This is a genomic window from Streptomyces coeruleoprunus (assembly GCF_039542925.1).
Lineage (GTDB): Bacteria > Actinomycetota > Actinomycetes > Streptomycetales > Streptomycetaceae > Streptomyces > Streptomyces coeruleoprunus.
On sequence record NZ_BAABIT010000001.1, the window covers coordinates 1,470,414 to 1,497,026 of the forward strand.

Below are 26,613 nucleotides of genomic sequence, written 5' to 3' on the forward strand. Positions count from 1 at the left end.
ACGGGGTCGACGGAACCGTCCGGGCGACCGGCGGGACCGTCACGGTGATCGGCGGCGCGGGCCTGACCGGGGACGCCGCCCATGGGGTCGGGCCGACGGGGGTCGTCACGGACCAGCGCGGGGCCACGGTCGTCACGGTCAGCGGCGGCGAGTCCACGAGCGGCCGGGGCGGGGACGGCATCGCCGCCGGCGGGCGCGTCGACGGCTCGCTCCTCGGCGGAGCCGGCTCGGTGAACGTCTCCGGCGGCGCGGGAGCCACTGGTGGCCACGGCATCCAGGGCACCGTCCTCGCCGTCGGGGCCACCACGGCCACCGGCGGCAACGCCACGCGGGTACGGGCGGCGCGGGCATCGGCCCCGACGGCGTCGTCCACGCCGGCACCACCGTCGGCGCCACCGGCGGCGAGGGCGGCCGCGACGGCGGCCCCGGAAACTCCGGAACCGTCTACGGCCGGGCCGCCACGACCGGCGTCGCCACCACGGGCGGCCTCGGCGGCACGGCCTCCGGCGGCGGCACCGGCGGAGCGGGCGGCACCGGCAACGCCGGACAGGTGCGCCTCGACGCGATCCTGGCCGGCGCCGCGATCACCGCGACCGGCGGCCAGGGCGGCGCCGCGTCCGGCCGCACCGGCACCGCCGGCGCCGGTGGCCACGGCAACACCGGCCTGCTCGGCGGTGGTCCGGGCACCGACGCCATCACGGCCAAGGGCGGCGACTCCGGCACCGTGGCCCCCAACGCGTCGCCCGGCCGGCCCGGCGACGGCAACGCGAACGGTGCCGACGTCCTCGCCCGCGGCGGGAACGACACCCTCGAACTCGTCCGGGGACGCAGGAACCCCGACGGCAATCCGGCCGCCGCCAACGCGGGGGACGTCGACGGAGGTGCCCCGCGCCCCACGGAGACGAACATCTGCGTCCTGGTGGGCCCGGACACGGGCACTGTCGTCGACTGTGAAAAGAGGATGGTCGAGGACCCCGCGTGACGCCCGGTTCACCGACTGAACCTCAGCTGCCGGGCGGGCGGCGGTTGACCAGCCAGAGCAGCAGGCCCACCAGGGCGACGAGTTCCAGCCAGGCGACGAGGACGGGCAGGCCATCGGTCATCACTGTGGCCCGAGGTGGTCCGTGGCGCGGACCGTGATCCTGCCCTCGCCGTACGCGATGACCCGCGACCACGCGACGACCTGGCTGCGGCGGGCGAGTCGGTGTGCTGTCCTGGACAGCGGGGCCGGGCCGCGGACCTCGCCGGTGGCGTAGCCGAGGCGGTGGGCCACGCCCGTGGCGCCCACCACGACGGCCTGGAGCTGCCAGGGCGCGGAGGTCGAGGAGCGGACGACCCTCAGGTCGTGGACCGTGCCCAGGCGGTGGCCGGTCTCGTCGACGACTTCGGCGCGCAGCAGGTCACTTGCTCTCACGATGGGCCCCAGGGATCCTTCCGATGAAACGGTGACTGAGGTAGCGCTCCGCCCGGCCCAGGGCCGGCAGGTCCTCGGCCCGTACCGCCAGGCGGACGGCGGGGCCGTACTCGCGTACCAGGGCGAGGGGGACCTCCGCCGGTGTCGCGCCGCCGGCCAGGCGTTCCGCCACCGCCGTCCACCAGCGGCCCAGCGGGCCGCCCAGGCGCTGTCCGAAGGCGCGCTGCCCGACCAGCAGGGCGGCCAGTTCGGGGGGACGGCCGTCGCCGGGGTCGTCGAAGCGGAGGTCGTCGACCTTGCCGAGCAGCGTGCCTGCCCTGTCGAGGAGCTGGCGGTCGAGGAGGTCGAGTCCGACGTCGAGGCTGTCCACGGTCATGCGCCTGCCTTGGTCGCGATCAGCAGCGGGAGGGCCGCCACGGCTCCGGCCGTGACGGCGACGAGATACACCGTGCCGAGCACGTTGGTCGTCCGGCCGTTGACGCGCCGGCCCAGGTAGCGGCGGTCGTTGGCGATGACCAGGATCGGCAGGAAGGTCAGCGGCAGGACGGCTGCCGCGAGGTAGACCGCGTAGATCGTCACCGCGATGGGGTCGACGGTGGTCAGCGCGACGACCGCGGCGCCGAGCAGCGTCACCAGCAGCAGTGTGTGGAAGCGCGCGGCCCTGGCGGGCCGGGTCTCCTTGCCCCACGTCCACCCGAAGTGGTGGGCCACGGTGTAGCTCGACGACAGGAGCGTTTCGAGCGTCGCGCCGAAGACGCTGGCGACGATGCCGAGGATGGCGAAGGCGAAGCCGGCCTGCCCGAAAGCGATCACCACGGGCAGCACGGTCTGGCTCAGCTGCTCGACCTGGATGCCGGCGGGCCGCAGCACCAGGTGGGCGGTCGCCTGGATGCCGATGGCGAGGACGCCGCCGATGGGGTATCCCAGCCAGGCGTTCACCCGCACGTCCAGGAGGTTGCGGGCACGCCAGCGGTGTTCGACCGCGCCGGAGGCGAAGAAGAACACCTCGTACGGGTTCATCTGCGCGCCGAGCAGGACGAGCGCGTAGAAGAAGTACGTGGCGTGGCCTTCGCCCCGCGGGACCGTCGGATGGGCGGCGTCGTGCCACAGGGCGCCCCAGTCGGGGCCGAACCACCAGACGGCCGCGACGAAGACGAACAGCGCCAGGCCCAGCAGGCCGTACAGCCGCTCCATGTACGCGAAGGGCAGCCGCCACACCACCAGCCAGGCGAGGAGGGCGACGGGCGGGACCCACAGCAGGTAGTGGAGGTCGGCGAGCAGTTCGATCGCGAGGGCGACACCGCACAACTCAGCGATCAGGGCGAGGACGTTGACGAGATACGAGGCGGCCACGGTGGCCAGGCCGACGCGGGGGCCGGTGCGCTCGCGGATGAGGTCGAAGACCGTCCGGCCGGTGACGACGGCGATCCGCCCCGCCATCTCCGAGTACAGGGCCACACCGACCACGGCGACGAGGGTCACCCACGCCAGGGACAGCCCGAACCGGGCCCCGACCAGCGCGTCGGTGACCAGGTCGCCGATGTCCATGAACCCGCCCATGGCGGTGAACACGCCGAGCATCAGCGACAGCGCCCGTCTCACGTCACCACCAGCTCCTGGAAGCGCCGGAGGCGCGCGGAGAGACGCGGCAGGGGCTCGGCCAGCCGGGGGAGGTCCGCGAGGCGGCCCTGGCGCGCGCTGATCCGCAGCTCGCCGAGCACGCCGCGGCACCGGTCCAGCAGCGCCGTGATCTCCTCGCGCAGCCGGGCGGCGTCCCGGGTGGGGGGCTGTACGGATCCGAACTGCGTGGCGACGCTGCCGACCGCGCTCTCCAGCTGCGACAGCGTCCTGGACGTGTAGGCGCCCGGCGACTTGCCCCGTCCGGCGGCGCCGACGACCAGGCGGGCGGTCTCGATGGAGGAGCGCACCGCCTCGGCCGTGTTCGCCGCCTTCTCCCGGTAGTCCGTGTCGGTACGGGAGGACCCCACGCAACCGGCCACCAGCATCAGCATCAGCACCAGCACCGGGCCGCATGCCTGCCGCGGCCACAGCCGCGGCCCGTTGTGCGCGGGCGACCGCCTCCGGCGTACCGGCTTCCCCACGGCTCACCTCCGCTCCGCATCGGCACATCGCCCGTGCCCACGAGACGTCAGCACAGGGGCCGTGCCTACGAGAGTGGAGTCCGCGCCCGCTCTCGGCGCGGATGCGGCAGTGGCCGGGCGTGTCAGCGGTCGCGCGCCCGCCGCCCCCACGGTGGTGAGCGGCGGGGTCGCCTGGGTCAGTCGGTGGGCGTCGCCGTGTGTCGCAGGATCTCCTCCGACAGCACGTCGTCCAGGCCGGCCGGCAGGGTGTGGCCCATGCCGTGTACGGGGACCAGGCGGGCGCCCGGGATCGCGGTGGCGAGGGCTTCGCCGTGCGGGGGCGGGAAGACGGGGTCCTCCGTGCCGTGCAGGACCAGGGTGGGTGCGGTGATGTCGGCCAGCGCCTTGACGGAGTCGCCGCCGGCGGCTCCGGCGAGCGAGTGGTTGAGCGAGGACCGCAGGTCGCGGGCACGCTCGTGCACCCGCCGCTCCATCGCCCGGTACTCGCCCTCGTCGAAGGGCAGCACCGGGCCGTGCAGGACGCGCCACAGGGGCAGGCGCGCCGTCAGGTACTCCTCCACGGTCGCGTCCGGGTCCGGGAGGGTCGTGGCCAGCGTGGCCAGCACTTCGGGCGTGGGCGCCGGGAGGTCGCCGGGGACGGGCGGCTCCCCCGCCATGGCGCGCTGGATCGTGCCGGCCATGTCCACGCCCAGGGGTGTGGAGGCGAGGGCGGTCAGGGTGAGCACGCGGTGCGGACGGGTGGCGGCGATCCGCTGGGCGATGACGCCGCCGAGGGACGCGCCCACGAGGTGCGCCCGGTCCACGCCGTACGCGTCAAGGACGGCCAGCGCGTCGTCGGCCATGTCGGCGACGGTGTACGGGTGGGCGGCGTAGTCGACGGTGGAGGAGAGGCCGGCGTCGCGGTGGTCGTAGCGGACGACCCGGAGGCCCCCGGCGACCAGGCGGCGGACGAAGCCGTCGTTCCACTGGACGCCCTGCGCCCCGGCGCCCATCAGCAGCAGCGCCACCGGGTGCTCCGGGTCGCCGAACTCCTCGGTCCACAGGTCGAGTTCACCCGCGCGCACCATGCGCTCGATGCCGGCGGGACGGTCGTCGGTCAGATTATTTTCCTGCATGGTCGTTCAGGTTAATGGCGGAGGGAGCGGCGCGGCCAGCGATTTCCGGCCACGTGCGCGTTGGACGCCGCGGACGGGCCCGGGGCACCCTGATCCGTATGGCCGGAGTCAAGGGACAGGTGCAGAAGCGGGGCGTCGAGCGGCGGCGCGCCATGGTGGATGCCGCGATCACGCTGTTCGCCGCACAAGGGGTGCGCGGCACCGGCGTCGCCGCGGTCGCGGAGCGTGCGGGGGTCACGCCCTCCGCGCTCATCCACCACTTCGGCAGCAAGGACGGCCTCGTCCGGGCCGTCCTGGAGGAGGTCGACCGGCGGGCGCTGGAGCGGCTGTCCATTCCGCGTGACGCCCGGCCGACGCTGCGCGAGGCCTTCGACTGGTTCGTCCGCGACGCGGAGCACACCGCCGCCACCGACCGCGAACTGGCCGCCCTGCACACGACGCTGACCGCGGAGAACCTGGCGGCCGGTACGGCGCTCCACACCTGGTTCCGCGACCGCGGGCGCGCCCTGCGCGGCCATCTCGTCACCCTGTTCACGCATGCCGCGGCGACCGGCACGGCACGCGCCGACCTCGACCCGCCGGCCCTGGCCGCCGAGGTGGCCGCGTTCCTGGAGGGGGCGAACCTGCTGTGGCTGCTGGACCCCGAGCAGGTGGACCTGGTCGCGCTGTACCGCGGGTACTTCGAGGGGCTGGCCGCACGGCTCGAACCGGTCGGCGGAAACCGGTAACGCGTTCGCGTTCCACCGGGCGGCATGGCAGGATGCCGCGCATGATCTACGGAATCGAGTCCAGCACCGCCCGGTGAGCGCCCCGGACGAGCGCGTCGCGCTCCACCCCAGGCCCTCCCTGTACACCTACGCCCTGCGCCTCCGTCGCGCCGAGCCCGACGGATTGCTGCCCAAGGGCGGTTATCCCCTTCCCGACCCACCCCCTCGCCGGCGTGGCCGCCTCGGCTGGCAGGCCGCCCGGACCGCCCTGGGGGACCTCGTCCCGCCCCTGCTGACCGCGCCCGACCCCGTACGCGCCGCCGATGAGCTGCACCGGCGCCTCGACGAACTCGGGGCGTACGACTCGCACGTCCAGAGGGCCGTCGCCGAACTGCCCCTGGAGGACGAGGCCACGGCCCGCGCCGTCGCCCGGCGACTGGTGCGCGTGGGGAGCAGCACGGCCGCCGTGACCGCGGGGCTCGCGCTGCTCGCCCGCGTCGGCGAGCGGCAGGACGTGCGGTGCCTCATGGCCATCGGCCTCCTGCGCGACCTCACCGACCTGGCGGTCCACGCGCTGGCCCCGCTCGACCTCCCGGCCGCCGCCCTGTTGTGGCTCGCCCGGCACGGCAGACCGGAGGAGGTGCGGCGGCTGGTCGACGCCCTCGCCGCGGTGGACCACGCGGCCGTGCGCACCTGGCTGCGGACGGCCGCCATCCGGCCGCGCGGCGCCCTGGCCCCGTCGGTCGCCCGCCGGGTCGCCGAGGCCGTCCGGCTCGACGCGCTCCTGCGGGACCACCCGGCCGACCCCCTGCTCCTGGCGCAGGGCGCGGCTCTGCTGGAGCGGATGACGAGCCCTCGGGAGTACCGGGCGGAGATCCTCGACTACCGACGGGCCGTCGCCGCGTACGAGGCCCTAGTGGCCCGGGCGGACCGGCTGCCCGCGACCCTCGACCACTACGCGCTGCTGCTCTCCCTGGCCGTCGACCTCCACAGTGGGCCCAGCTTCCACCTGGACTGGCGGCCCGGGCGGCGCGAGGCGCTGCTGGACACCCTGGAAGCCGTGCTCAGTGCGCCGGCCTGGGCGGCCGTGGCGGCCGAGGAGCCCGCCGATCCGGCCCTGCTGCACCGTGCGCGGTGGATACGGCGCACGGCGCGGATCCCCTTCGCCCGGCGGCCCGGAACACCGCCGCGGCTGCGGATCGAGGTCGCCGTGCCCGACCCGGCCCAGTCCGCGATGGTCGAGACGCGTTTCCTGATCGACGGCCGGCCCCTCGTGCCGGAGGCCTTCAGGGAGGGTCCGGGCGACTCCCCGGCGGCCCTCCTGGACCGCGGCCTGCTCCGGGCGACCGAGGAACCACGTGACGTGCGGCTCGCCGAGGCGTACTGCACGGAGGGCTGCTGCGGCGCCCTCCACGTGACCGTCTCCCGCGAGGGCGACGAGGTGGTGTGGGGCGGGTGGCGCCGCCCCGCCCCTTCGTACGGGCCGCGGCCGCCGCGCGAACTGCCGGAGATCCGCTTCGACGCGGCGGAGTACGACGCCGAGGTCGCCCGCGCCGAGCGGGACCGGTCCTGGGTGTGGCCCGCGTGGGCCACGGCCCGGCTGATCGGCGCGGGCCTGCGGGAGCGGCCGGGGCTGCTCACCCGGTGGGACGCCGAGTCGGGCCGGGCCGTCACGGACTACCGCTCCCCCGACACGACGGAGGTGTACTTCACGTTCCGGCCGGGCCTCGCCGCCGGCCGCGAGGACCGGGACGGGCCGTGGCTCCAGTTCGTCTGGCGGATCCCCGAGGACGGCACCCCGCCCGAGGAACGGGCGGCCGCGGCGCTGCACCGGCTCGCGACGTCGGACCCGAAGACCTACGCGCAGCTCACGGGCGGCACCCGAGCGGAGGCCGAAAGGCTGGGCATTCCCTGGCCGGAGAACCGGTAGCGCGGAGAACGGTAGCGCGGCGAACCGGTGGCGATCGGCGAACCGGCGGTACGGCGCACCGCGCCCGGCCCTCACACCACGGGGGCCCGGGCGCGGCGTCCGCCGCCGTACGGATCAGTGTTCCTCCGCCGCCCACAGCGAGCGGACGTGTCCCAGGTGACGCGTCATGCAGGCCTCCGCCGCCTTCGCGTCGCCCGCGAGCATCAGGTCCAGGAGTTCGTGGTGCTCCTGTGCCGAGGCGACCAGCAGGCCGCTCTCGTCGAGGGCCGTCAGGCCGTACAGCCGGGAGCGCTTGCGCAGGTCGCCGACCGTCTCGACCAGCCGGTCGTTGCCGTGCAGGGCGAGCAGGGAGAGGTGGAAGCGGCGGTCGGCGTCCAGGTAGCCGATGAGGTCGTGGTCGCGGGCGCTGGCCACGATCTCGTCGGCGATCGGGCGCAGCGCCTCCAGCTGTTCGCGGGTCGCCGAGCCGGTGATGGCGCCGACGGTCGGCACCTCGATCAGCGCCCGCAGCTCCGAGTACTGGTCGAGGTCGCGTTCGCTGACCTCGGTGATCCGGAAGCCCTTGTTCCGTACGGGCTCGACCAGACCCTCGCGGGCCAGGTCGAGCATCGCCTCCCGTACGGGGGTGGCCGAGATCCCGAAGTCCGCCGCCAGGGCAGGGGCCGAGTAGACCTTCCCCGGCTGGAGTTCACCGGAGATGAGGGCGGCCCGCAGCGCGTGGGCGACCTGGTCGCGCAGCCGCTCCTGGGCGGTGATCAGGTTCTGCTGTTTCAAGTGGCCACCCATGGCCTACCTCCGGCTGCGGGACGCGTGGTGCGTGGTGCGTCATGTGTGATGTGTGAACGTCGCGGCTCCTCAGAGTAGGAAACCCGCCGGGAACGGGTCGTCCGGGTCCAGGAAGTACTGCGCCGTACCGGTGATCCAGGCGCGGCCCGTCACGGTCGGGACGACGGCGGGCAGGCCGCCCACCGTGGTCTCCTCGACGAGCCGGCCCGTGAACCGCGTACCGATGAACGACTCGTTGACGAAGTCCCGGCCGAGCGGCAGCTCTCCGCGCGCGTGCAGCTGCGCCATGCGCGCCGAGGTGCCGGTGCCGCACGGCGACCGGTCGAACCAGCCGGGGTGGATGGCCATGGCGTGCCGGGAGTGCGTGGCGTCCGAGCCGGGCGCGGCCAGGTACACGTGCTTGAGCCCGCTGATCGCGTCGTTCTCGGGGTGGACCGGGCGGTCCGTCGCATTGATCGCCTCCATGATCGCCAGTCCGGCGGCGAGCAGCTCGTCCTTGCGGGCCCGGTCGAAGGGCAGGCCGAGCGCGTCGAGCTGTACGAAGGCGTAGAAGTTGCCGCCGTACGCGAGGTCGTAGGTGACCGTGCCGTGGCCCGGCACGTCGACCTTGCGGTCGAGACCCACGCAGAACGCGGGGACGTTGGTGAGGGTGACGGCCTTCGCGGCGCCGTCCTCGACGCGGACGTCGACCGACACCAGGCCGGCCGGGGTGTCCAGGCGGACCGTGGTGACCGGCTCCGCGACCGGCACCATGCCGGTCTCGACGAGCACGGTCGCGACGCCGATGGTGCCGTGGCCGCACATCGGCAGCGCCCCGGAGACCTCGATGTACAGGACGCCGACGTCGGCGTCCGGCCGGGTCGGCGGCTGGAGGATGGCACCACTCATCGCGGCGTGGCCGCGCGGCTCGTACATCAGCAGGGTGCGCAGGTCGTCGCGTTCGGCGATGAGGTGCCGGCGGCGCTCCGCCATCGTGGCACCGGGGATCACCCCGACGCCGCCGGTGATGACCCGGGTCGGCATGCCCTCGGTGTGCGAGTCGACGGCGTGGAAAACGTGTCGGGTACGCATCTGGCTGTCCTCCTCCGGTGTCAGTCGAGGCCTTCGGCGAGGGCCTTCTCGGTGGCCGCGCGGACGATGGCGGCCTGGGTGTCGCCGAGCGGGGCGCGCGGCGGACGGGTGGGGCCGCCGGGACGGCCGGCGATGTCCATGGACAGCTTGATGGCCTGGACGAACTCGGGCTTGGAGTCCCACCGCAGCAGCGGGTGCAGCGCCTTGTACAGCGGCAGGGCGAGGTCGAGGTCCTGGCCCACGGCCGCCCGGTACAGGGCCGCGCACGCGCCGGGCAGGGCGTTGGGGTAACCGGCGATCCACCCCACCGCCCCGGCCAGCGCCAGCTCCAGCAGCACGTCGTCCGCGCCGATCAGCAGGTCCAGCTCCGGCGCGAGTTCGGCGATCTCGTACGCCCGGCGCACGTCCCCGCTGAACTCCTTCACCGCCACGATGTGCCCCTCGCCGTGCAGCCGCGCCAGCAGCTGAGGCGTCAGGTCCACCCGCGTGTCGTAAGGGTTGTTGTACGCCACCACGGGCACACCCGCCGCCGCGACCTCCGCGTAGTGCGCCCGCACCCCGCCCTCGTCGGCACGGTAGGCGTTCGGCGGCAGCAACAGCACCGAACCACACCCCGCCTCCCCCGCCTGCTCCGCCCACCGCCGCGCCTCCGCGCTCCCGTAGGCGGCCACACCGGGCATCACACGGGCACCGTCACCGGCCGCCTCCACCGCCACCCGCACCACCCGGGCCCGCTCGGCGTCCGTGAGCGTCTGGTACTCGCCCAGCGAACCGTTGGGCACCACACCGTCACACCCCTGCGCGACCAGCCACGCCACATGCTCGGCATACGCGTCGAAATCGACGGACAGATCCTCACGCAACGGCAACGCCGTCGCGACCATGATCCCGCGCCACGGGCGCGTACGGGTGTCGGTGCTCATGCGGGGGCTCCTTGGGTGCGGTCGGTCCCGGTCCCGGGAGGGCCGGGCAGCTGGGCCAGGTGGTCGAGCGGTACGGGGCAGGACAGCGGGCGGCGGTCCGGGGCGGGGTCCTCGCCGGCGAGGAGGGCGACGGCCTGGCCGCACATACGGCCCTGGCACCAGCCCATTCCGGCGCGGGTGAGCAGCTTCACGGTGCGGGCGTCGCGGGCGCCCAGTTCGGTGACGGCCTCGCGGACGCGGTCGGCGGTGACCTCCTCGCAGCGGCACACCTCGGTGGTGTCGTCCAGCCAGCCGGTCCAGCCGGGTCCGGGCCGGTGGGCGGCGGCCATCGCGTCGGCGAAGGCGCGCAGCCGGGTGCGGCGGCGGGCGAGGGCGGCGGTGCGGCGCGGGTCGCGCGGGGTGCCGTGCAGGGTCTCGGCGACCGCCGCGGCGGCGATCTCGCCTTCGGTGAGGGCCAGGTCGGCGCCGCCGACACCGCCGGTCTCGCCCGCGGCCCACACGCCGGGGACGGAGGTGGCCTGGTCGGCGTCGAGGTCGAGGGCGGGCGTGCCGTCGGGGGCGCGGCGGGTCGCGCAGCCGAGGCCGGTGGCGAGTTCGAGCTGCGGGACGAGGCCGTGGCCGACCGCGAGGGCGTCGCACGGGACGCGGCGGGCGGTGCCGGGGACGGGGCGCCAGTCGCGGTCGAGGCGCTGGACGGTGACGGCCTCGACGCGCGTGGTGCCGTGGGCCGCGGTGACGGCGTGCCGGGTGAGCAGCCGGGTGGTGTGGCGGAGGAGGCCGCCGCCGTGGACGGCGCCCTCGGCGAGTTTGCCGGGGTTGCGCAGCAGGGTGGGCAGGTGGCGGGCGTACGCGGTGTAGTCGGCGGCCTCCACGACGGCGGGTACGCGGGCCCCGGCCGCGGCGAGCGATCCGGCGACGGCGAGCAGCAGGGGGCCGCTGCCCGCGACGACGACGCGCCGGCCGGGGAGGACGAGCCCGGACTTGAGCATGGCCTGGGCGCCGCCCGCGCCGACGACGCCGGGCAGGGTCCAGCCGGGGAAGGGCAGTTGGCGTTCGTAGGCGCCGGTCGCGAGGAGCACGGCCCGGGCGCGGACGGTGGCGGGTGCCTCGTCCGGGCCGGCCACGGCGTGCAGCCGCCAGTCGCCGCGCGGGTCGTGGGCGTCCTGGGCGTCCTGGGCGTCCCTGACGACCGTCCAGACGTGGTGGGCGGGCAGGTACGTGACGCGGCCGGCCCGCCGGTGGGCCTCCAGCCGCCGCTCGCGGGCGGCGAAGTGGCGCCAGCCGTGGTGGAGCGCCTCCGGGCGAGTGGCGCCGAGCCCGGGCGCCGGGTGGCGGTAGAACTGGCCGCCCGGCCGCTCCCCCGCGTCGAGCAGGGTGACCCGCAGGCCGAGGTCGGCGGCGGTGACGGCCGCGGCGAGCCCGGCCGGGCCCGCGCCGACGACGGCGAGGTCAGCGGGTGGTGTCATGGCCGGTGCCCTCCTGGGTGGTGACGGTGTCCCCGGGGCGTACGGGGACGAGGCAGGCGCGCTGGTTGGGGCGGCCGTTGACGGTGGCGAGGCAGTCGTGGCACGTGCCGATCCCGCAGAACGCCCGCGCGGAGCGCCGCCGTGGCGGGTGGTGCGCCAGGACAGGATGCCCGCGGCCCACAGGGCGGCGGCCAGGGTCTGCCCGGGCAGCGCGGTGAGCGTGCGCCCGTCGAAGGTGAAGGTGATCGGGGCGGCGGGCTCGGCGCGCACGAGACCGAGCGGGCCGGCGGGCTGACGGTGCTTCACTGCGGGGCTCCTGGGACGTTCGTTGCCGGTGCTCCTGGCGGGTTCACTGCGGGGCTCCTGGGGCGTCGGGGCCCGGCTCCGGGGCGCCGGGTCCCGAATCCGGGGCGGGGAAGCGGTCCGGGCGGAACGGGGCCAGGTCGAGGGCGGGGCGCTCGCCGCTCAGTGCGGCGGCGAGGAGCAGTCCGGTCGCGGGTGCCAGGCCGATGCCGGCGCCCTCGTGGCCGCACGCGTGGTACAGCCCGGGGACGCGCGGGTCCGCCCCGATCGCCGGGAGGTGGTCGGGCAGGTACGGGCGGAAGCCGTGGTACGCGCGCAGGGCGCGGACGTCGGCCAGGACCGGGAACAGGGCGGTGGCCTGGGCGGCGAGGCGGCGCAGCGCCTCGGTCGACAGGCCGCGGTCGAAGCCGACGCGTTCGCGGGTCGCGCCGATGAGGACGGGTCCGGCGGGCGTGCCCTCGACGACGGGGGAGGACTGGAGGTCGGCGGAGCCGCTGGCGACGTCGGCGATGTAGTCGGCGGAGTAGACCTTGTGGCGGATGAGGCGGGGCGGGAGGGGTTCGGTGACGAGGACGAAGCCGCGGCGGGGCATCACGGGCAGGTGGGTGCCGGCGAGCGCGGCGACTCGTCCGCCCCAGGTTCCGGCGGCGTTGACGACGAACGGGGTGTGCAGGTCGCCGCGCGGGGTGCGGACGCCCCGTACGGCGCCGTCGGTGTCGGTGAGGACGGCGGTGACCTCCTCGCCGAGCCGTAGCTCGGCGCCCATGTGCCGGCGGCGCGCAGCAGGGCGGCGGCGGCGCGGGCGGGCTGGACCTGGGCGTCCTGGGGGTAGTGGAAGGCGCCGGCGAGGCCGGGGGCGAGGTGCGGTTCCAGGGCGTGCACCTCGCCCGCGGGGATCTCGTACGCCTCGACGCCGGCGTCGCGCTGGCCCTTGGCGAAGGTGCGCAGTGCGGTGAGGGCGGTCTCGTCGGACGTGACGACGAGACCGCCCTTGAGCTCGTACTCGATCGCGTCCTCCGGTGGGAGGGCCTCGGCGAGTTCGCGCCACAGCCGGGTGGACAGCAGCGCGAGGTCGAGCTCGGGGCCCGCCTCCTTGTCGGAGACGAGCAGATTTCCCTCGCCGGCGCCGGTCGTGCCGCCGGCGACGGGGCCGCGGTCGACGACGGTGACGGCGAGGCCGGCGCGGCTCGCGTAGTACGCACAGGCCGCTCCGACGACTCCGGCGCCGACGATGACGGCGTCGGGGGCGTGTGACGCGGTGGTCCGGTGTCTCATGGGCACCTCAGTAATATTTCACATAGCACTGAGGTGCCACAAGAGCTTCCGGATCTCAGCGTCGCAGTGGCCCGTCACAGGTGTACGTGGAGGTACCGGCCGTACGGTCGGACCAGATCTCCACCTCGCCGAACGAGCAGTTCATGTCGGCGAGGTTGGTGGAGGCGGGCGCCGCCCGGTCGAGCAGGAAGTAGTCGACCGTCTCCGACATGTCCTTGAAGACCCGGTCCGCGTCACCCGCGTCGGCCAGGCGCGCCGTGATGCGGCCGGTGCAGACGAAGCGCGGCATGCCGGGGTCGCCGGTGGCCGTGCAGGCGGGGTCGGACGAGGTCGCCGCGGCGAAGGAGGCCCGCACCGCCTCGGCCGTGGTGTCGCGGAGCCGGTCGTTCGGGTGGTACGTGGTGTTGGGCACGAACAGGTCGTTCACGCGGGCGATCTGCCGGTCCAGGAAGGCGTCGTAGCCGCGCTGGAGCGCCGCGTCGCCGCCGAGCCGCTTGCGCCAGGCGTCGAACGCCGCCGGGTCGTTGGCGCGCAGGTGGCGGTACATCTCGCGGAGCAGGCCGGGGCGCTCGCTCCACAGGTACTCGAAGAAGGTGCCGGCGTAGCTGTAGAAGCGGAAGCCGTCCCCGTCGTAGGTGGCGTGCAGCAGCTGGTCGACGGTCATGCGGGGGCCGCCGTTCGCCGTGTCGCTGATGATGCTCTGCACCAGGGACTTGCGGACGGCGACGCCGTCGGCGCGGGTGGCGCCGTCGAAGAACTCCGCGGTGCCCTCGTCCATGGCGGTGGTCCGGTCGTTCTGGTACCAGGGGCCCTCGCCGAAGAAGCCGGGCACGGCCCAGCGGCCGTTGAGGTAGTGCACGTACTCGTGGCGGAACAGCTCCTCCAGCGTCAGCCGCGAGTCCTGCGGGACGCGCCGCTGGTACGTGTAGAAGGTGGCGCCGCGCTCGATGTAGATGCCGCCGTTGTTGGTGTCCATGCCGGTCAGCAGCGGGTGGTAGTTCTCGTAGTCGGCGCGCGAGCCGTACAGCACGATGTTGAGGGCGGTGTTGGGGTCGCCCGTCAGCGGCGCCTCGGTGCCGAGGACGCGGTGGAACTGCGCCTTGACCTGCTTGCTCGCGTAGTACAGCTGGTCGACGGTGGCGCGGTCGAGTCCGGTGCGGACCTTGATGGTGCCGTTGTCGTAGGTGTACGTGTGCGGGAAGAGCATCCGCTCGATGTCTTCCTTGCAGACGCCGTACGGCTTGCACGCCTCGTAGAAGTTGAGCCAGGAGGCGACCTTGGCCCAGGGGGCGCTGCCGCGCCCGAAGTTGGCCGTCACGGGCTGCAGGAGCGCGCCGAGGTCCGCGACGATCCTGGAGCGCAGGGAGCCGATCTCGCCGAAGCGGCCGTACTCGGACAGCGCGTCACGGACGACCCACTCGTTGGGCGTGCCCTTGAGGTGCGTGTACTGGGCGAACTTGCGGAACGCCTCGCGGTAGGCCTCGTTGCGGGCGACGACGGTCCGGAAGGCCGTGTCGTTGTTGCCGGAGTAGAGGCCCAGGTAGTTGACGGACAGCGCGGCGAGTGCGGCGCCGCCCCAGGAGGGGTCGGCGTTCGTCTCGGGGTGGTACTTGTCCATGGTGGCCAGGACCTTGCGGATCAGGTCCAGCTGCGAGTGGCGCAGGCCGGGGGCACTGCCGGTGTAGAGGGCCTCGCGGAGCGTCTCGGCGTTGGTGCGGGTCACGTCGAAGGTGCGGGGGGCGGTGCCGAAGTAGTGAATGGCACGGCGCATGGCCTCGGCGGTCGGGGCGTCCGTCACGTCGATCTCGTCACGCGAGAAGTCGTGGTACACGACCGCGTGGAGGTACGTGAACATCTCCAGCAGGTGGCTGGAGTTGCGCCCGTCGTGCTGTCCGGCCAGGGCGGTTATCCGCTGGGAGACCGCCTGCACGTGGGCGTCGGACATGACGCGGCCGAGGCGCGCGTCCCAGGTCCAGAGGATGTCGCGGAGGCAGCCGTCCGCCGTGACGGCGCGGTCGGCGAGGAAGTCGGCGAACTGCTGGGGGCCGAGCCGGGAGACGTCGTCGAGGGTGCAGGGCACGGCGGTCGTTCCGGTTCCCCCGGCGGAACGCTGCGCCGCGGGCGACGTCGCCGCGGAGGTCTGACGGCCGGGCGTGCGGCCGCTCGCGGGCCGTTCGCCGGGCGCGGGCGCCGGGCGGAGGACCTGCCGGGGCGCCTTGCCGAGGTGCAGCACCTCGTCGTGCGGGTGGCGGTCGCCCGCGTCGGGGCCGGGGGCGGCGGCCCGGTCGGCGGTCCGGCCGGCGGCCGGCGCCTTGGGGGCCTCGCCGGCGTGGGCGGTGGAGAGGGTCGTCCCCGCCGTGCCGAGCAGCGCCGTGGTCACGGCGGCGGCGAGGAGGGACGCGCGAAGCGGTCTGCGTTGACGCAGTTGGAACACCTGCGGCTCCTGGTGTGGGTGTGGGAGGTGGGGACCCGTCCGCACCCGTGGAGCGGGCGTGAACGGGCACACCGCAGCGGCTGCTTCGCGCCTCGGCAGGGCGTGGTCGCATGCGCTCACATGCGGGCCCACATGCGTCCTCATGTGCTGCCGACCTGCCTGCTCACACGCCTGCTCACATGCCTGCGGACGTCCCGTTTGAGGCGTGCATGCCACTGCAATGTGAGCTGTAACATAGTAATGTGAAATTGCACTGACAACCCCTCTGCTCGCATCTGTTTCCGACGACCCCTCGGGAGCCCCCATGACCGACAGCTCCACCCGCCCCCGCATCGGCAGCCACGACCTGTCCGTATCCACCGAATTGGCCCGTTTCATGGGCGAGCAGTGGGAGCCCAGCCCCCTGCCCATCGACGCCCGGGTCCCCGCCCGCGCCGTCACCCCCGCCCGCCGGGCCCGGCTGTCGGCCCGGTTCCCCGGCGAGCGACTGGTCATCCCCGCGGGCGAGTTGCGGGTCCGCTCCAACGACTGCGACCACCGCTTCCGCCCGTACAGCGCGTACGCCTGGCTGACCGGACTGACCGGCGAGGAACAGCCCGGCCACGTCCTGGTCATGGAGCCGTCCGGTCCGCACGCCCACGAGGCGGTGCTCTACGTACGCCCCCGCTCACCGCGCACGGGCGACACCGAGCGCTGCGGCGACGCCTTCTACCGGGACCGCCGCTACGGCGAGTTCTGGGTCGGGCGCCGTCCCGACCTGGCGGAGACCGAGCGCCTGACCGGCATCCGCTGCGCCGACCTGGACGAGCTGGGCGGAGTGCTCCCGCCCGGCCGCGAGCCCGCCACGGACCCCGAGCTGGCCGCGGTCCTGTCCGAACTGCGCCTGGTCAAGGACGCCTGGGAGGTCGAGCAGCTCCAGCTCGCCGTCGACCACACCACGGCCGGCTTCGAGGACGTCGTCCGCGCCCTGCCCCGCGCCCTCGCCCACCCGCGCGGTGAACGCTGGATCGAGGGCGTCTTCGGGCTGCGCGCCCGCGCCGAGGGCAACGGCACCGGCTACGAGACGATCGCCGCGTCCGGCGCCCACGCCTGCGTCCTGCACTGGATACGCAACGACGGCGCCCTCGACCCCGCCGACCTGCTCCTCCTCGACGCGGGTGTGGAGACCGACACCCTCTACACCGCGGACATCACCCGCACCCTCCCCCTCTCCGGCCGCTTCTCCCCCGTCCAGCGCCAGGTGTACGACCTCGTGCTGGCCGCCCAGGAGGCCGGCATCGCCGCGGTCCGCCCCGGCGCCCGGTTCCGCGACTTCCACCAGGCGGCGATGCGGGTCATCGCCGAGGGCCTGGCGGAGTGGGGCGTCCTCAAGGACGCCACGGGCGACCTGCACCGCCGCTACACGCTCTGCAGCAGCGGCCACATGCTGGGCATCGACGTCCACGACTGCGCCCAGGCCCGCGCCGAGACCTACCTGGACGGCGTCCTGGAGGAGGGCCAGGTCCTCACGGTGGAACCGGGCCTGTACCTCCAGCCCGACGACCTCACCCTCCCGCCCGAACTGCGCGGCATCGGCGTGCGCATCGAGGACGACCTGGTGGTCACGGCGGACGGGGCCCGCCTGATGTCCTCGGCCCTGCCCCGGACCCCGGACGCGATCGAGGAGTGGATGGGAAACCTGCTGGGATCGTGAGGCGCGGTCTCCTTGATCTCAAGTGCGGTTGAGGTCTTAGCGTCGTCCGTGTCAGCACCGACGTCCCGAAGGGAACGACCATGAGCCGGACGACGCCCACCCTCTCCCCCGCCGACCCCGGGGCGACCGACGACGAACTCGCCGGTCAGCCCATCGGGTACTGGAGCGGGGCCGCTCACCGGGCGGTCATCGGGTACATACGCGACGCCATGGCGCGCATCGACGTGACGCAGCCGCAGTGGTGGACCCTCAACCGCGTGGACGTGGACGGGCCCGGACCGACACGGGAGGACGTCGCCGCCGCGATCGGGGAACTGGCGGGCGGCGACCACGAGGTGTTCCGGGTCGTCGACCAGCTGCTCCACCGCGGGTGGCTCTCCGCCGGTGACGACGGGCGGCTGCGGCTCACCGACACGGGCCGCACCGCCAAGGCCCGCGTCAAGAACCTGGTCACGGACCTGCGGACCCAGGTCCACGAGGGCGTGCCCGACGAGGAGTACGTCGCCGCCCTGAAGGTCCTGCGCCGAATGATCCGCAACGTGGAGGACGCGACACGGGACGCGTCCCAGGTGCGGCAGAGGTCGTTGTGACGGACACATGCCGCTAGCGTCGAGCGCATGACGATCCTGCGCATGGACAACGTCGGCATCGTGGTCGAGGATCTCGCGGCGGCGAAGGCCTTCTTCGTCGAACTCGGACTCGAGGTGCTGGGTGAGCAGACGGTCGAGGGCGAGTGGGTGGACCGCGTCGTGGGACTCGAGGGCGTCCGGTGCGACATCGCGATGCTCGCGACTCCGGACGGCCACGGACGGATCGAACTGATGAGGTTCCACGCGCCGACGGCCCGGGAAGGCGACCCGCACGCGCCGGCGAACACCCTGGGCATCCGCCGTATCGCCTTCGCCGTCGATGACATCGACGCCACCGTCGCCGGGCTGAAGGCCCGCGGCACGGAGCTCATCGGTGGGGTGGAGCGCTACGAGGACAGCTATCGGCTCTGCTACGTCCGCGGCCCCGAGGGAATCATGCTCATGCTCGCGGAGCAGCTCGGCTGAGGGCCCGTCCGGCGCTCGCCCTCGATCGCCGGACGGGCTCGGGTCGGCGGGGGTGCGGGGGCATTACGGCCTAGGGAGTGTCCGCAAAGTAGCGTCGTCCGCCCGAAGGGCGGGCCTGGAGGCGTCTGGTGCGTGCGATCGCAAGGCGGAGGAGGGAGTCGATGCGGAGCATCGGCGAGTGACGACAACGCGGCTGGGGGTGCCCCCTGGCCCTCAAGGCCTTGGGGGAGTGCGTGCCAGACGCCTCCAGGCAGGCGGGACTTTGCGGACACGGCCTAGGGCAACACCGCCACCCCGTCCACCTCCACCAGGGCCTCCTCGTCCCAGAGGCGGGCCGCGCCGATGAGGGCCATCGCCGGGTAGTCGCGGCCGGCCAGGGCGCGCCAGATGCGGCCCAGTTCGGGGGCGGCGGCGCGGTAGGCGGGCACGTCCGTGGTGTACACGGTGACGCGGGCCAGGTCGGCGGGGGTGCCGCCGGCCTCGCGCAGGGCGGTGAGGAGGTTCGTCAGGGCCCGCTCGAACTGGGCCTCGACGGTCGCCCCCACCACCTTGCCGTCCCCGTCGAGGGCCGTCTGGCCCGCCAGGAAGACCAGGCGGGAGCCCGTGGCCGTGACGGCGTGGGTGAAGCCGGTGGGCGGGGACAGTTCGGCGGGGTTGATCCGGTGCAGGGTCATGCGTACAGCTCCTTCGCGATGATGGTGCGCTGCACCTCGGTGGCGCCCTCGTAGATGCGGGGTGCCCTGACCTCCCGGTAGAGGTGTTCCAGGAGGTGGCCGCGCTGGAGGGCGCGGGCGCCGTGGAGCTGGACGGCCGCGTCGACGACGTACTGCGCGGTCTCCGTGGCGAGGAGCTTCGCCATCGCGGCGCGGGTGCGCACGTCGGGGGCGTCCGCGTCGTACGCCGCTGCCGCCGCGTACACCAGGAGGCGGGCGGCCTCCGTGCGGGTGGCCATCTCCGCCACCTGGTGGGTGACCGTCTGAAGGTCCTTCAGGAACCCGCCGAAGGCGGGTCGTACCGCCGTGTGGGCGAGCGTGGCGTCCAGGGCGGCCTGGGCCATGCCGACCGCGAAGGCGCCCACGCTGGGGCGGAAGCGGTTGAGGGTGTGCATCGCGACCCGGAAGCCGGCGCCGGGCTCGCCCAGGACGTCGTCCGCGGTGACCCGTACACCGTCGAAGGCGAGGGCGCCGATGGGGTGCGGGGACAGCATTTCCAGGGCCTCGCCCGTCAGGCCGGGGCGGTCGGCCGGCACGAGGAACGCGGTGACCCCGCGGGCGCCGGCGCCCGGGCCCGTACGGGCGAAGACCGTGTAGTGGTCGGCCTCCGGGGCGTTGGAGATCCAGCGCTTCTCACCCGTCAGGCGCCATCCGCCGCCGCCGTCCGGTTCGGCGCGCAGGGCGAGGGCGGCGGCGTCCGAGCCCGCGTCCGGCTCGCTCAGCGCGAACGCGGCGACCGCCCGGCCCGCCGTCACGCCCGGCAGCACCCGCTCCCGCTGCTCCGCCGTGCCGAACGCGGCGACCGGGTGGGCGCCCAGGCCCTGGAGCGCGAGGGCGGTCTCCGCCTCGGTGCAGGCGTAGGCGAGGGATTCGCGCATCAGGCACAGGTCGAGGGCGCCCGCCTCGAACAGGCGCCGGATCAGGCCCAGCTCGCCCAGCGCGGCGACCAACGGGCGGTTGACGCGGCCCGGCTCGGCCTTCTCGGCGAGGGGGCGCAGGCGTTCGGCGGCCAGCGTGCGAAGCTCCGCACACCAGGCGGTCTGTGACGGTTCGAGTGAGAATTCGGGCATCGGGCCACCCATCTATCGCGGACCGTTGACTGTCGTCACCTTCACGATACGCTCGTGGAGCGAGCCCACCACGACAAGGGGGCGAACATGACACGTCCGGAGCTGACGCCTTCGGCCCACCTCGACACGTTCTCCCGCGACCGGCTGCCGCCGCGTGACCAGTGGCCCGACCTGCTCCTCGACCTGCCGGAGCTGCGCTACCCCGACCGGCTCAACTGCGGTGCGGAGCTGCTGGACCGCACGGCCGAGCGGTTCGGTCCCGGCCGGCCCGCCTTCCTGGACGGCACGGGGTCCGTCTGGTCGTACGGCGAGCTGCGCGCGCGGGTCGACCGGATCGCCCATGTGCTCACCGCGGACCTGGGCGTCGTGCCCGGCAACCGGGTGCTGCTGCGCGGCCCCACCACTCCGTGGCTGGCCGCCTGCTGGCTCGCGGTGATGAAGGCGGGCGCGGTGGCGGTCACCGTCCTGGCCCAGCAGCGGCCGCAGGAGCTGGCCGTCATGTGCGAGATGGCCGCCGTCTCGCACGCCCTGTGCGACATCCGCTCGGTCGACGACCTGGTGAAGGCCGAGGTGCCGGGGCTGCGCGTCACGGCGTACGGCGGGGACGCGCCCGACGACCTGACGCGGCTGGCCGAGGCCGCGCCGCCCGACCCGTACGAGGCGGTCGCGACGGCCGCCGACGACGTCGCGCTCATCGCCTTCACCTCGGGCACGACCGGCCGCCCCAAGGGCTGCCTGCACTTCCACCGGGACGTGCTGGCCGTCGCCGACACGTTCTCCGCCCGGGTGCTGCGCCCCCGGCCGGACGACCTCTTCGCCGGCTCACCGCCGCTCGGCTTCACCTTCGGGCTCGGCGGGCTGGTGATCTTCCCGCTGCGGGCGGGCGCCTCCGCGCTGCTGCTGGAGCAGGCGGGGCCCAAGCAGCTGCTGCCCGCGATCGCCGGGCACCGGGTCTCCGTGCTGTTCACCGCGCCCACCGCCTATCGGGTCATGCTCGACGACCTCGACGCGTACGACACCGGCTCGCTGCGGCTGTGTGTGTCGGCGGGCGAGAACCTGCCCGAGGCGACCTGGCACGCCTGGCACGAGCGGACGGGGCTTCGGCTCGTCAACGGCATCGGCGCCACCGAGCTGCTCCACATCTTCATCTCCGCCGCCGGGGACGCCATCAGGCCCGGCACCACGGGCGTGCCCGTGCCCGGCTGGGAGGCACACGTCGTGGACGCCTCCGGGGAGCCCGTCCCGGACGGCGAGGAGGGGCTGCTGGCCGTGCGGGGCCCGGTCGGCTGCCGCTATCTGGCCGATCCGCGCCAGGCGGAGTACGTGCGGGGCGGCTGGAACATCACCGGCGACACGTACGTCCGCGAGCCGGACGGCTACCTGCGGTACGTCGCCCGCGCCGACGACATGATCATCTCGGCCGGGTACAACATCGCGGGCCCGCAGGTCGAGGAGGCGCTACTGGCCCACCCGGACGTGCGGGAGGCGGCCGTCGTGGGCCGTCCGGACGAGCTGCGCGGGCAGGTCGTCGTCGCCTACGTGGTGCTGCGCGACGGGCTGCCGCGCGACGGGACCACGGTGGAGGCGCTGCGCGACTTCGTACGGACCCGGCTCGTGCCGTACAAGTGCCCGCGCGAGATCGTCTTCCTGGACGCCCTGCCCCGCACGGCCACGGGCAAGCTGCAGCGGTTCCGGCTGCGCGCCTAAAGTGATCGCGTGGCCGAGCAGCACACCCCGCGTTCCCTGATCGTCTCCCTGTACGGCGCGTACGGGCGGACGCCCGACAACGCCCCGATGCCGGTGGCCGAGCTGATCCGGCTCCTCGCCGTCCTCGGCGTGGACGCCCCGTCGGTGCGTTCCTCCGTGTCCCGGCTCAAGCGGCGCGGCCTGCTGGTGCCGCAGCGCACGGCGGACGGGGCGGCCGGGTACGCCCTGTCGGAGGACGCCCGTCAGCTGCTGGACGACGGCGACCGGCGCATCTACGCGCGCGAGGAGCCCCGGCCGGAGGACGGCTGGGTCCTCGCCGTGTTCTCCGTGCCGGAGGCCGAGCGGCACAAGCGGCACCTGCTGCGGTCCCGGCTGGCCCGTCTCGGCTTCGGCACGGCCGCGCCCGGCGTGTGGATCGCGCCCGCCGCGCTGTACGAGGAGACCCGGCACACGCTCCAGCGGCTGCGCCTCGACCCGTACGTGGACCTGTTCCGCGGCGAGCACCTGGGCTTCTCGGCGACGGCGGAGGCGGCGGCCCGGTGGTGGGACCTGGCGGCGATCGCCAAGCAGCACGAGGAGTTCCTGGACCGCCACGAGCCGGTGCTGCACCGCTGGGAGACGGCTCCGGGCTCCTCCGAGGAGGCGTACCGGGACTACCTGTTCGCCCTGGACTCCTGGCGCCGCCTCCCGTACGCCGACCCGGGCCTGCGGAGGCCCTGCTCCCGGCGGGCTGGCCGGGCGGCCGGGCGGCCTCGGTCTTCGCGGCCCTGCACGCCCGACTGCGGGACAAGGGCGCGGAGTTCGTGCAACCGTTCACCGCCGGCGGACGTCCCTCCAGGGCATGACCACCCGTCCTGTCTCCCGGGCGCAGCGCCTGTCCTGGGCGGCCGCCACCCTGGCCGGCGCGGCCGCCGGTTACGGCGCCATCGTGCTCACGGCGAACGCGCGGGCCTTCTGTGACGCCGGCTGGGAGGCGGGCGGCAAGTTCGAGCTGAACTTCCTGCTGGTGCCGATGACGTTCGGCCTGGCGGTCGTGGCGCTGGTCGCCGCGGTGACGGCCCGCCGGCTGACCGTACGTGCCCCGCGTGCCGTACGGGCCGTGGCCCAGCTCCTCGCCGTCCTGGCCGTCGCGGGCGGCCTGGCGTGGTGGTTCTTCGCGGTGCGCGGGACGCTGGACGGCTACCCGGGCGACTCGGGGCTGTGCCCGGCGAGCAACATCCCGCCGTGGTGGCCCGCCTGGCTCCCGGCATGACCCCCGGCGCGCCGGAGCCCCTGTGGCTCATCGCCGCGAACGTGGTGCGGTGGCGGCGGTACGGGGACATGGGGCAGGAGCTGCGGCCCGGGACGAAGGCGTACCGGGGTGGGGCGAAGGTGTACGTCGTCGGGACCTACGGGGGCATGGGGCACGAGCAGCTGACGACGGTGGGGCGGGGGCGGCACTCGGCGCGGTGGATCACCATCGACACCGCGACCCGGCATCTGCACACGTTCCGCGCGAAGCTCGTGTACGCCCCGGCGGTGCTGCGGCGTGCCGGGGCGCCCGTGTGGGCCACCGAGGAGGCGGCCCGGGCATGGCGGAGCTGCTGGACCGGGTCGCGCGGAACGAGCGGCGGGGCTACCACGGGGGGGCGCACCCGGAGCCGTGTTCGTGCCATGCCTGTCTTACGGGCGAGTGAGGGTGAGGCGTGGTTTCGGGGCGTCCGTGCGGCCCGTCGGGGTTTGCGGCTGCCGGCCCGTACGGGGCGGGCCAGGGGGCGCCCGGGCCCGTGTAGTTCTGCTCGGCCGCGGCGTGCAGGGTCCAGTGCGGGTCGTAGAGGTGGGGGCGGGCGAGGGCGCACAGGTCGGTCCGGCCCGCGAGGATCAGGGAGTTGACGTCGTCCCAGGAGGAGATCGCGCCGACCGCGATGACGGGCACGCCGAGCGCGTTGCGGATGCGGTCGGCGTACGGCGTCTGGTACGAGCGGCCGTACTCGGGGCGCTCGTCCGGGACGACCTGGCCGGTGGAGACGTCGATGGCGGCCGCGCCGTGCGCGGTGAAGGCGCGGGCGATCTCGACGGCGTCGTCGGCCGTGGTGCCGCCGGGCGCCCAGTCCGTGGCGGAGACGCGGACCGTCAGGGGCGGTCGGCCGGCCAGGCGTCGCGGACGGCGTCGAAGACCTCCAGCGGGTAGCGCAAACGGTTCTCCAGGGGCCCGCCGTACGCGTCGGTGCGGTGGTTGGTGAGCGGGGAGAGGAACCCGGACAGCAGGTAGCCGTGGGCACAGTGCAGTTCGAGGAGGTCGAAGCCCGCGTCGGCGGCGCGGCGGGCGGCCGCCGCGAACTGCTCGCGGATCACGGTCATGCCGGACCGGTCGAGGGCGTGCGGGGTCTGGTTGACGCCCGGGCGGTACGGGAGCGGGGAGGCGGCGACCAGCGGCCAGTTGCCGGTGTCGAGCGGCTGGTCGATGCCCTCCCACATGAGCTTGGTGGAGCCCTTGCGGCCGGAGTGGCCGAGCTGGACGCCGAGGGCCGTGCCGGGGGCGCGGCTGTGGACGAAGTCGGTGATCCGGCGCCAGGCCACGGCCTGCTCGTCGGTGTACAGGCCGGTGCAGCCGGGGGTGATGCGGCCCTCGGGGCTGACGCAGACCATCTCGGTCATGACCAGTCCGGCGCCGCCGAGCGCGCGGGCGCCGAGGTGCACGAGGTGGAAGTCACCGGGAACGCCGTCGACGGCGACGTACATGTCCATGGGCGAGACGACGACCCGGTTGCGCAGCGTCAGGCCACCGAGCCGGAAGGGGGTGAACATGGGCGGTGTGCCGGGCTCGCAGCCGAAGTCCCGCTCCACGGCGTCGGTGAAGGCCCGGTCGCGCAGCCGCAGGTTGTCGTGGGTGACGCGGCGGCTGCGGGTGAGGAGGTTGAACGCGAACTGGCGGGCGGGCTGGTCGACGTAGCCGGCGATGTCCTCGAACCAGCGCAGGCTCGCCGCGGCGGCCCGCTGGGTGGACTCGACGACGGGGCGGCGCTCGGTCTCGTACGCGGCGAGGGCGCTCGGCAGGTCGGGCTGCTCCTCGACGCAGGCGGCGAGGGCGAGGGCGTCCTCGACGGCGAGTTTGGTGCCGGAGCCGATGGAGAAGTGCGCGGTGTGGGCGGCGTCGCCGAGGAGGACCGTGTTGCCGTGGGACCAGCGGTCGTTGACGACGGTGCGGAAGGCGGTCCAGGCGGAGTTGTTGGAGCGCAGGGGCCGGCCGCGCAGGGGCTCGGAGAAGATCTTGGCGCAGCGGGCGACGGACTCGTCGGTGTCGAGTTCGTCGAGCCCGGCGGCCCGCCAGACCTCTTCGCGCATCTCGATGATGACGGTGGAGGATCCGGAATGATGCTGCCGCCCTGAGGGCCTCGTTGCGGAGTGGTGGCCGGCTGACGGGCGGGCGTAGGGATAGCCGTGGAGCTGCATCACGCCGTGTTCGGTCTCGGCGATCTCGAAGCGGAAGGCGTCGAAGGCGAAGTCGGCGGCGAGCCAGATGTAGCGGCAGCGGTGGGTGGTGATCCGGGGCCGGAACACGTCGGCGTGGGCGTCGCGGGTGCGGCTGTGGATGCCGTCGGCGGCGATGACCAGGTCGTGGGTGGCGGCGAGTTCGGCGGCGGGCGGCGCCTCGGTGCGTACGTGGAGCCGTACGCCGAGGTCTGCGCAGCGGCCGTGCAGGATCTCCAGGAGCCGGCGCCGGCCGAGCGCCGCGAAGCCGTGGCCGCCGGAGGTGAGGAGGCGGCCGCGGTGGACGATGTCGATGTCGTCCCAGCGGACGAACTCCTCCTGGAGGGCCCGGTACACGGCCGGGTCGGCGTGCTCGATGCCGCCCAGGGTCTCGTCGGAGAGGACGACGCCGAAGCCGAAGGTGTCGTCGGGGGCGCCCCGCTCCCAGACGGTGACGTCCCGGTCGGGCCCGAGGCGCTTGAGGAGGGCCGCGGCGTACAGGCCGCCGGGGCCGCCGCCGACGACGGCGACGCGCAGCGGGGCGGCCACGGTCAGCGCCCCCGCCACTTGGGCGGCCGCTTCTCGGTGAACGCGGCGTGGAACTCGGCGTAGTCCTCGCCGTTCATCAGGAGCGCCTGGGTGGCCGCGTCCAGTTCGACGGAGGCGGCGAGCGGCATGTCGAGTTCGGCGGTGAGCAGCGCCTTGGTCTGGGCGTGGGCGAGGGCGGGGCCGTCGGCGAGGCGGCGGGCCAGCTCGGCGGCCCGCGTGTCGGCCGCGCCCTCCTCGGTGAGTTCGCTGAGGAGGCCGATGCGCTCGGCCTCGGCGGCGCGGACCGGTTCGCCGAGCATGAGCAGGCGGGTCGCGTGGCCGAGGCCGACGACGCGGGGCAGCAGGTAGGCGGCGCCCATGTCGCCGCCGGACAGGCCGACCTTGGTGAAGAGGAACGCGAACCGGGCCGTCGGGTCGGCGATCCGGAAGTCGGCGGCGAGCGCCAGGACGGCGCCCGCCCCGGCCGCGACCCCGTGCACGGCGGCGATCACCGGGAAGGGGCACTCGCGCACCGCCCGGACGACCTGGCCCGTCATCCGGTTGAAGTCCAGGAGCTGCGCGGTGTCCATGGCGAGGGTGGCGCCGATGATGTCGTCGACGTCGCCGCCGGAGCAGAAGCCCCGCCCCTCGCCGCCGAGGACGAGGGCGCGCACGGAGCGCTCGCGGGACAGTTCCGCCAGCAGGTCGCGCAGGTCGGCGTAGGCGCCGAAGGTGAGGGCGTTCAGCTTGGCGGGGCGGTCGAGGGTGACCGTGGCGACGCCGTCGGCGACGGTCACCTCAGATGCCGCCACGCCTCGGTGCGGGGCACGGATCCGGTGAACGGGCTCATGCGGTGCGGCCTCCCTCGACG

The 26,613-nt window shown here is 74.4% G+C and carries 20 protein-coding genes and 6 pseudogenes; 10 read left to right on the top strand and 16 right to left on the bottom strand.

The window, feature by feature from the left end; all coding sequences use genetic code 11:
- Positions 1-550: 550 nt before the first annotated feature.
- Complete coding sequence (locus ABEB09_RS06375; RefSeq protein WP_345687960.1) at positions 551-982, top strand: hypothetical protein; 432 nt, start codon at positions 551-553, stop codon at positions 980-982.
- Positions 983-1,102: 120 nt separating this feature from the next.
- Here ABEB09_RS06375 and ABEB09_RS06380 read toward each other — a convergent pair whose 3' ends face one another.
- From ABEB09_RS06380 to ABEB09_RS06400, 5 genes are all read right to left on the bottom strand, one after another.
- Positions 1,103-1,414 carry a PRC-barrel domain-containing protein gene (locus ABEB09_RS06380; protein WP_345687962.1) on the bottom strand — a complete coding sequence of 104 codons (312 nt, stop codon included), beginning with the start codon at positions 1,412-1,414 and terminating at the stop codon, positions 1,103-1,105.
- Entirely contained in the window at positions 1,401-1,790 is a 390-nt protein-coding gene (locus ABEB09_RS06385; RefSeq protein ID WP_345687964.1) for a hypothetical protein, read from the bottom strand. The genes ABEB09_RS06380 and ABEB09_RS06385 overlap by 14 nt, the downstream gene beginning before the upstream one ends.
- On the bottom strand, positions 1,787-3,016 hold the full coding sequence (locus ABEB09_RS06390; protein ID WP_345687966.1) for an NRAMP family divalent metal transporter: 1,230 nt from the start codon (positions 3,014-3,016) through the stop codon (positions 1,787-1,789). The genes ABEB09_RS06385 and ABEB09_RS06390 overlap by 4 nt, the downstream gene beginning before the upstream one ends.
- Positions 3,013-3,516 carry a hypothetical protein gene (locus ABEB09_RS06395; RefSeq protein ID WP_345687968.1) on the bottom strand — a complete coding sequence of 168 codons (504 nt, stop codon included), beginning with the start codon at positions 3,514-3,516 and terminating at the stop codon, positions 3,013-3,015. The genes ABEB09_RS06390 and ABEB09_RS06395 overlap by 4 nt, the downstream gene beginning before the upstream one ends.
- Before the next feature lie 176 nt (positions 3,517-3,692).
- On the bottom strand, positions 3,693-4,631 hold the full coding sequence (locus tag ABEB09_RS06400) for an alpha/beta fold hydrolase (protein WP_345687970.1): 939 nt from the start codon (positions 4,629-4,631) through the stop codon (positions 3,693-3,695).
- A gap of 98 nt (positions 4,632-4,729) precedes the next feature.
- Between ABEB09_RS06400 and ABEB09_RS06405 the strand changes: the two genes are divergently transcribed.
- Positions 4,730-5,359, top strand: coding sequence for a TetR/AcrR family transcriptional regulator (locus ABEB09_RS06405; RefSeq protein ID WP_345687972.1), 630 nt, complete (start codon positions 4,730-4,732; stop codon positions 5,357-5,359).
- Between the two features lie 73 nt (positions 5,360-5,432).
- Positions 5,433-7,268: a hypothetical protein gene (locus ABEB09_RS06410; RefSeq protein ID WP_345687974.1), complete on the top strand. Its 1,836-nt coding sequence runs from the start codon at positions 5,433-5,435 to the stop codon at positions 7,266-7,268.
- A gap of 114 nt (positions 7,269-7,382) precedes the next feature.
- On the opposite strand, the gene ABEB09_RS06415 is transcribed toward ABEB09_RS06410, so the two are convergent.
- From ABEB09_RS06415 to ABEB09_RS06445, 7 genes and pseudogenes are all read right to left on the bottom strand, one after another.
- Positions 7,383-8,054, bottom strand: a complete 672-nt coding sequence (locus ABEB09_RS06415; RefSeq protein ID WP_345687976.1) for a GntR family transcriptional regulator — start codon at positions 8,052-8,054, stop codon at positions 7,383-7,385.
- Between the two features lie 69 nt (positions 8,055-8,123).
- A complete protein-coding gene (locus ABEB09_RS06420) occupies positions 8,124-9,125 on the bottom strand; it encodes a proline racemase family protein (protein WP_345687978.1) in 1,002 nt (333 codons plus the stop codon).
- 20 nt (positions 9,126-9,145) lie between these two features.
- Positions 9,146-10,048 (bottom strand): dihydrodipicolinate synthase family protein, encoded by a 903-nt coding sequence (locus ABEB09_RS06425; protein WP_345687980.1) that lies wholly within the window; start codon positions 10,046-10,048, stop codon positions 9,146-9,148.
- Positions 10,045-11,514, bottom strand: coding sequence for an FAD/NAD(P)-dependent oxidoreductase (locus ABEB09_RS06430; protein ID WP_345687982.1), 1,470 nt, complete (start codon positions 11,512-11,514; stop codon positions 10,045-10,047). The genes ABEB09_RS06425 and ABEB09_RS06430 overlap by 4 nt, the downstream gene beginning before the upstream one ends.
- A pseudogene (locus ABEB09_RS06435) lies at positions 11,498-11,784 on the bottom strand ((2Fe-2S)-binding protein). The gene ABEB09_RS06430 and the pseudogene ABEB09_RS06435 overlap by 17 nt, the downstream one beginning before the upstream one ends.
- Positions 11,785-11,863: 79 nt before the next feature.
- Positions 11,864-13,092: pseudogene (locus ABEB09_RS06440) on the bottom strand (NAD(P)/FAD-dependent oxidoreductase).
- A 55-nt stretch (positions 13,093-13,147) separates the two neighbouring features.
- Positions 13,148-15,517 carry a collagenase gene (locus ABEB09_RS06445; RefSeq protein ID WP_345693855.1) on the bottom strand — a complete coding sequence of 790 codons (2,370 nt, stop codon included), beginning with the start codon at positions 15,515-15,517 and terminating at the stop codon, positions 13,148-13,150.
- Positions 15,518-15,830: 313 nt separating this feature from the next.
- On the opposite strand from ABEB09_RS06445, the gene ABEB09_RS06450 reads away from it, so the two are divergent.
- The 3 genes from ABEB09_RS06450 (at position 15,831) to ABEB09_RS06460 (ending at position 18,274) form a co-directional block, all read left to right on the top strand.
- Complete coding sequence (locus tag ABEB09_RS06450; protein WP_345687984.1) at positions 15,831-17,219, top strand: aminopeptidase P N-terminal domain-containing protein; 1,389 nt, start codon at positions 15,831-15,833, stop codon at positions 17,217-17,219.
- 80 nt (positions 17,220-17,299) lie between these two features.
- Positions 17,300-17,809, top strand: coding sequence for a MarR family winged helix-turn-helix transcriptional regulator (locus ABEB09_RS06455; RefSeq protein ID WP_345687986.1), 510 nt, complete (start codon positions 17,300-17,302; stop codon positions 17,807-17,809).
- A 27-nt stretch (positions 17,810-17,836) separates the two neighbouring features.
- A complete protein-coding gene (locus ABEB09_RS06460) occupies positions 17,837-18,274 on the top strand; it encodes a VOC family protein (protein ID WP_345687988.1) in 438 nt (145 codons plus the stop codon).
- A 275-nt stretch (positions 18,275-18,549) separates the two neighbouring features.
- Here the strand turns inward: ABEB09_RS06460 and ABEB09_RS06465 are convergent, their stop codons facing one another.
- The gene (locus ABEB09_RS06465; protein ID WP_345687990.1) at positions 18,550-18,948 is read right to left on the bottom strand and encodes a RidA family protein; all 399 of its coding nucleotides are present in this window, start codon (positions 18,946-18,948) and stop codon (positions 18,550-18,552) included.
- The gene (locus tag ABEB09_RS06470) at positions 18,945-20,057 is read right to left on the bottom strand and encodes an acyl-CoA dehydrogenase family protein (RefSeq protein ID WP_345687991.1); all 1,113 of its coding nucleotides are present in this window, start codon (positions 20,055-20,057) and stop codon (positions 18,945-18,947) included. The genes ABEB09_RS06465 and ABEB09_RS06470 overlap by 4 nt, the downstream gene beginning before the upstream one ends.
- Positions 20,058-20,144: 87 nt before the next feature.
- On the opposite strand from ABEB09_RS06470, the gene ABEB09_RS06475 reads away from it, so the two are divergent.
- The 4 genes and pseudogenes from ABEB09_RS06475 to ABEB09_RS06490 all read left to right on the top strand — a co-directional run bounded on the left by ABEB09_RS06475 (position 20,145) and on the right by ABEB09_RS06490 (position 23,440).
- Positions 20,145-21,764, top strand: coding sequence for an AMP-binding protein (locus tag ABEB09_RS06475; RefSeq protein WP_345687993.1), 1,620 nt, complete (start codon positions 20,145-20,147; stop codon positions 21,762-21,764).
- Positions 21,765-21,773: 9 nt separating this feature from the next.
- Positions 21,774-22,609, top strand: a pseudogene (locus tag ABEB09_RS06480) (PaaX family transcriptional regulator).
- Entirely contained in the window at positions 22,606-23,016 is a 411-nt protein-coding gene (locus ABEB09_RS06485; protein WP_380841769.1) for a hypothetical protein, read from the top strand. Before ABEB09_RS06480 ends, ABEB09_RS06485 begins: the two are co-directional and overlap by 4 nt.
- Positions 23,013-23,440, top strand: a pseudogene (locus ABEB09_RS06490) (hypothetical protein). The gene ABEB09_RS06485 and the pseudogene ABEB09_RS06490 overlap by 4 nt, the downstream one beginning before the upstream one ends.
- Here the strand turns inward: ABEB09_RS06490 and ABEB09_RS06495 are convergent.
- Both ABEB09_RS06495 and ABEB09_RS06500 read right to left on the bottom strand, forming a co-directional pair.
- A pseudogene (locus ABEB09_RS06495) lies at positions 23,427-25,781 on the bottom strand (bifunctional salicylyl-CoA 5-hydroxylase/oxidoreductase). The pseudogenes ABEB09_RS06490 and ABEB09_RS06495 overlap by 14 nt on opposite strands.
- A pseudogene (locus ABEB09_RS06500) lies at positions 25,766-26,592 on the bottom strand (enoyl-CoA hydratase family protein). Before ABEB09_RS06500 ends, ABEB09_RS06495 begins: the two co-directional pseudogenes overlap by 16 nt.
- Between the last annotated feature and the right edge of the window lie 21 nt (positions 26,593-26,613).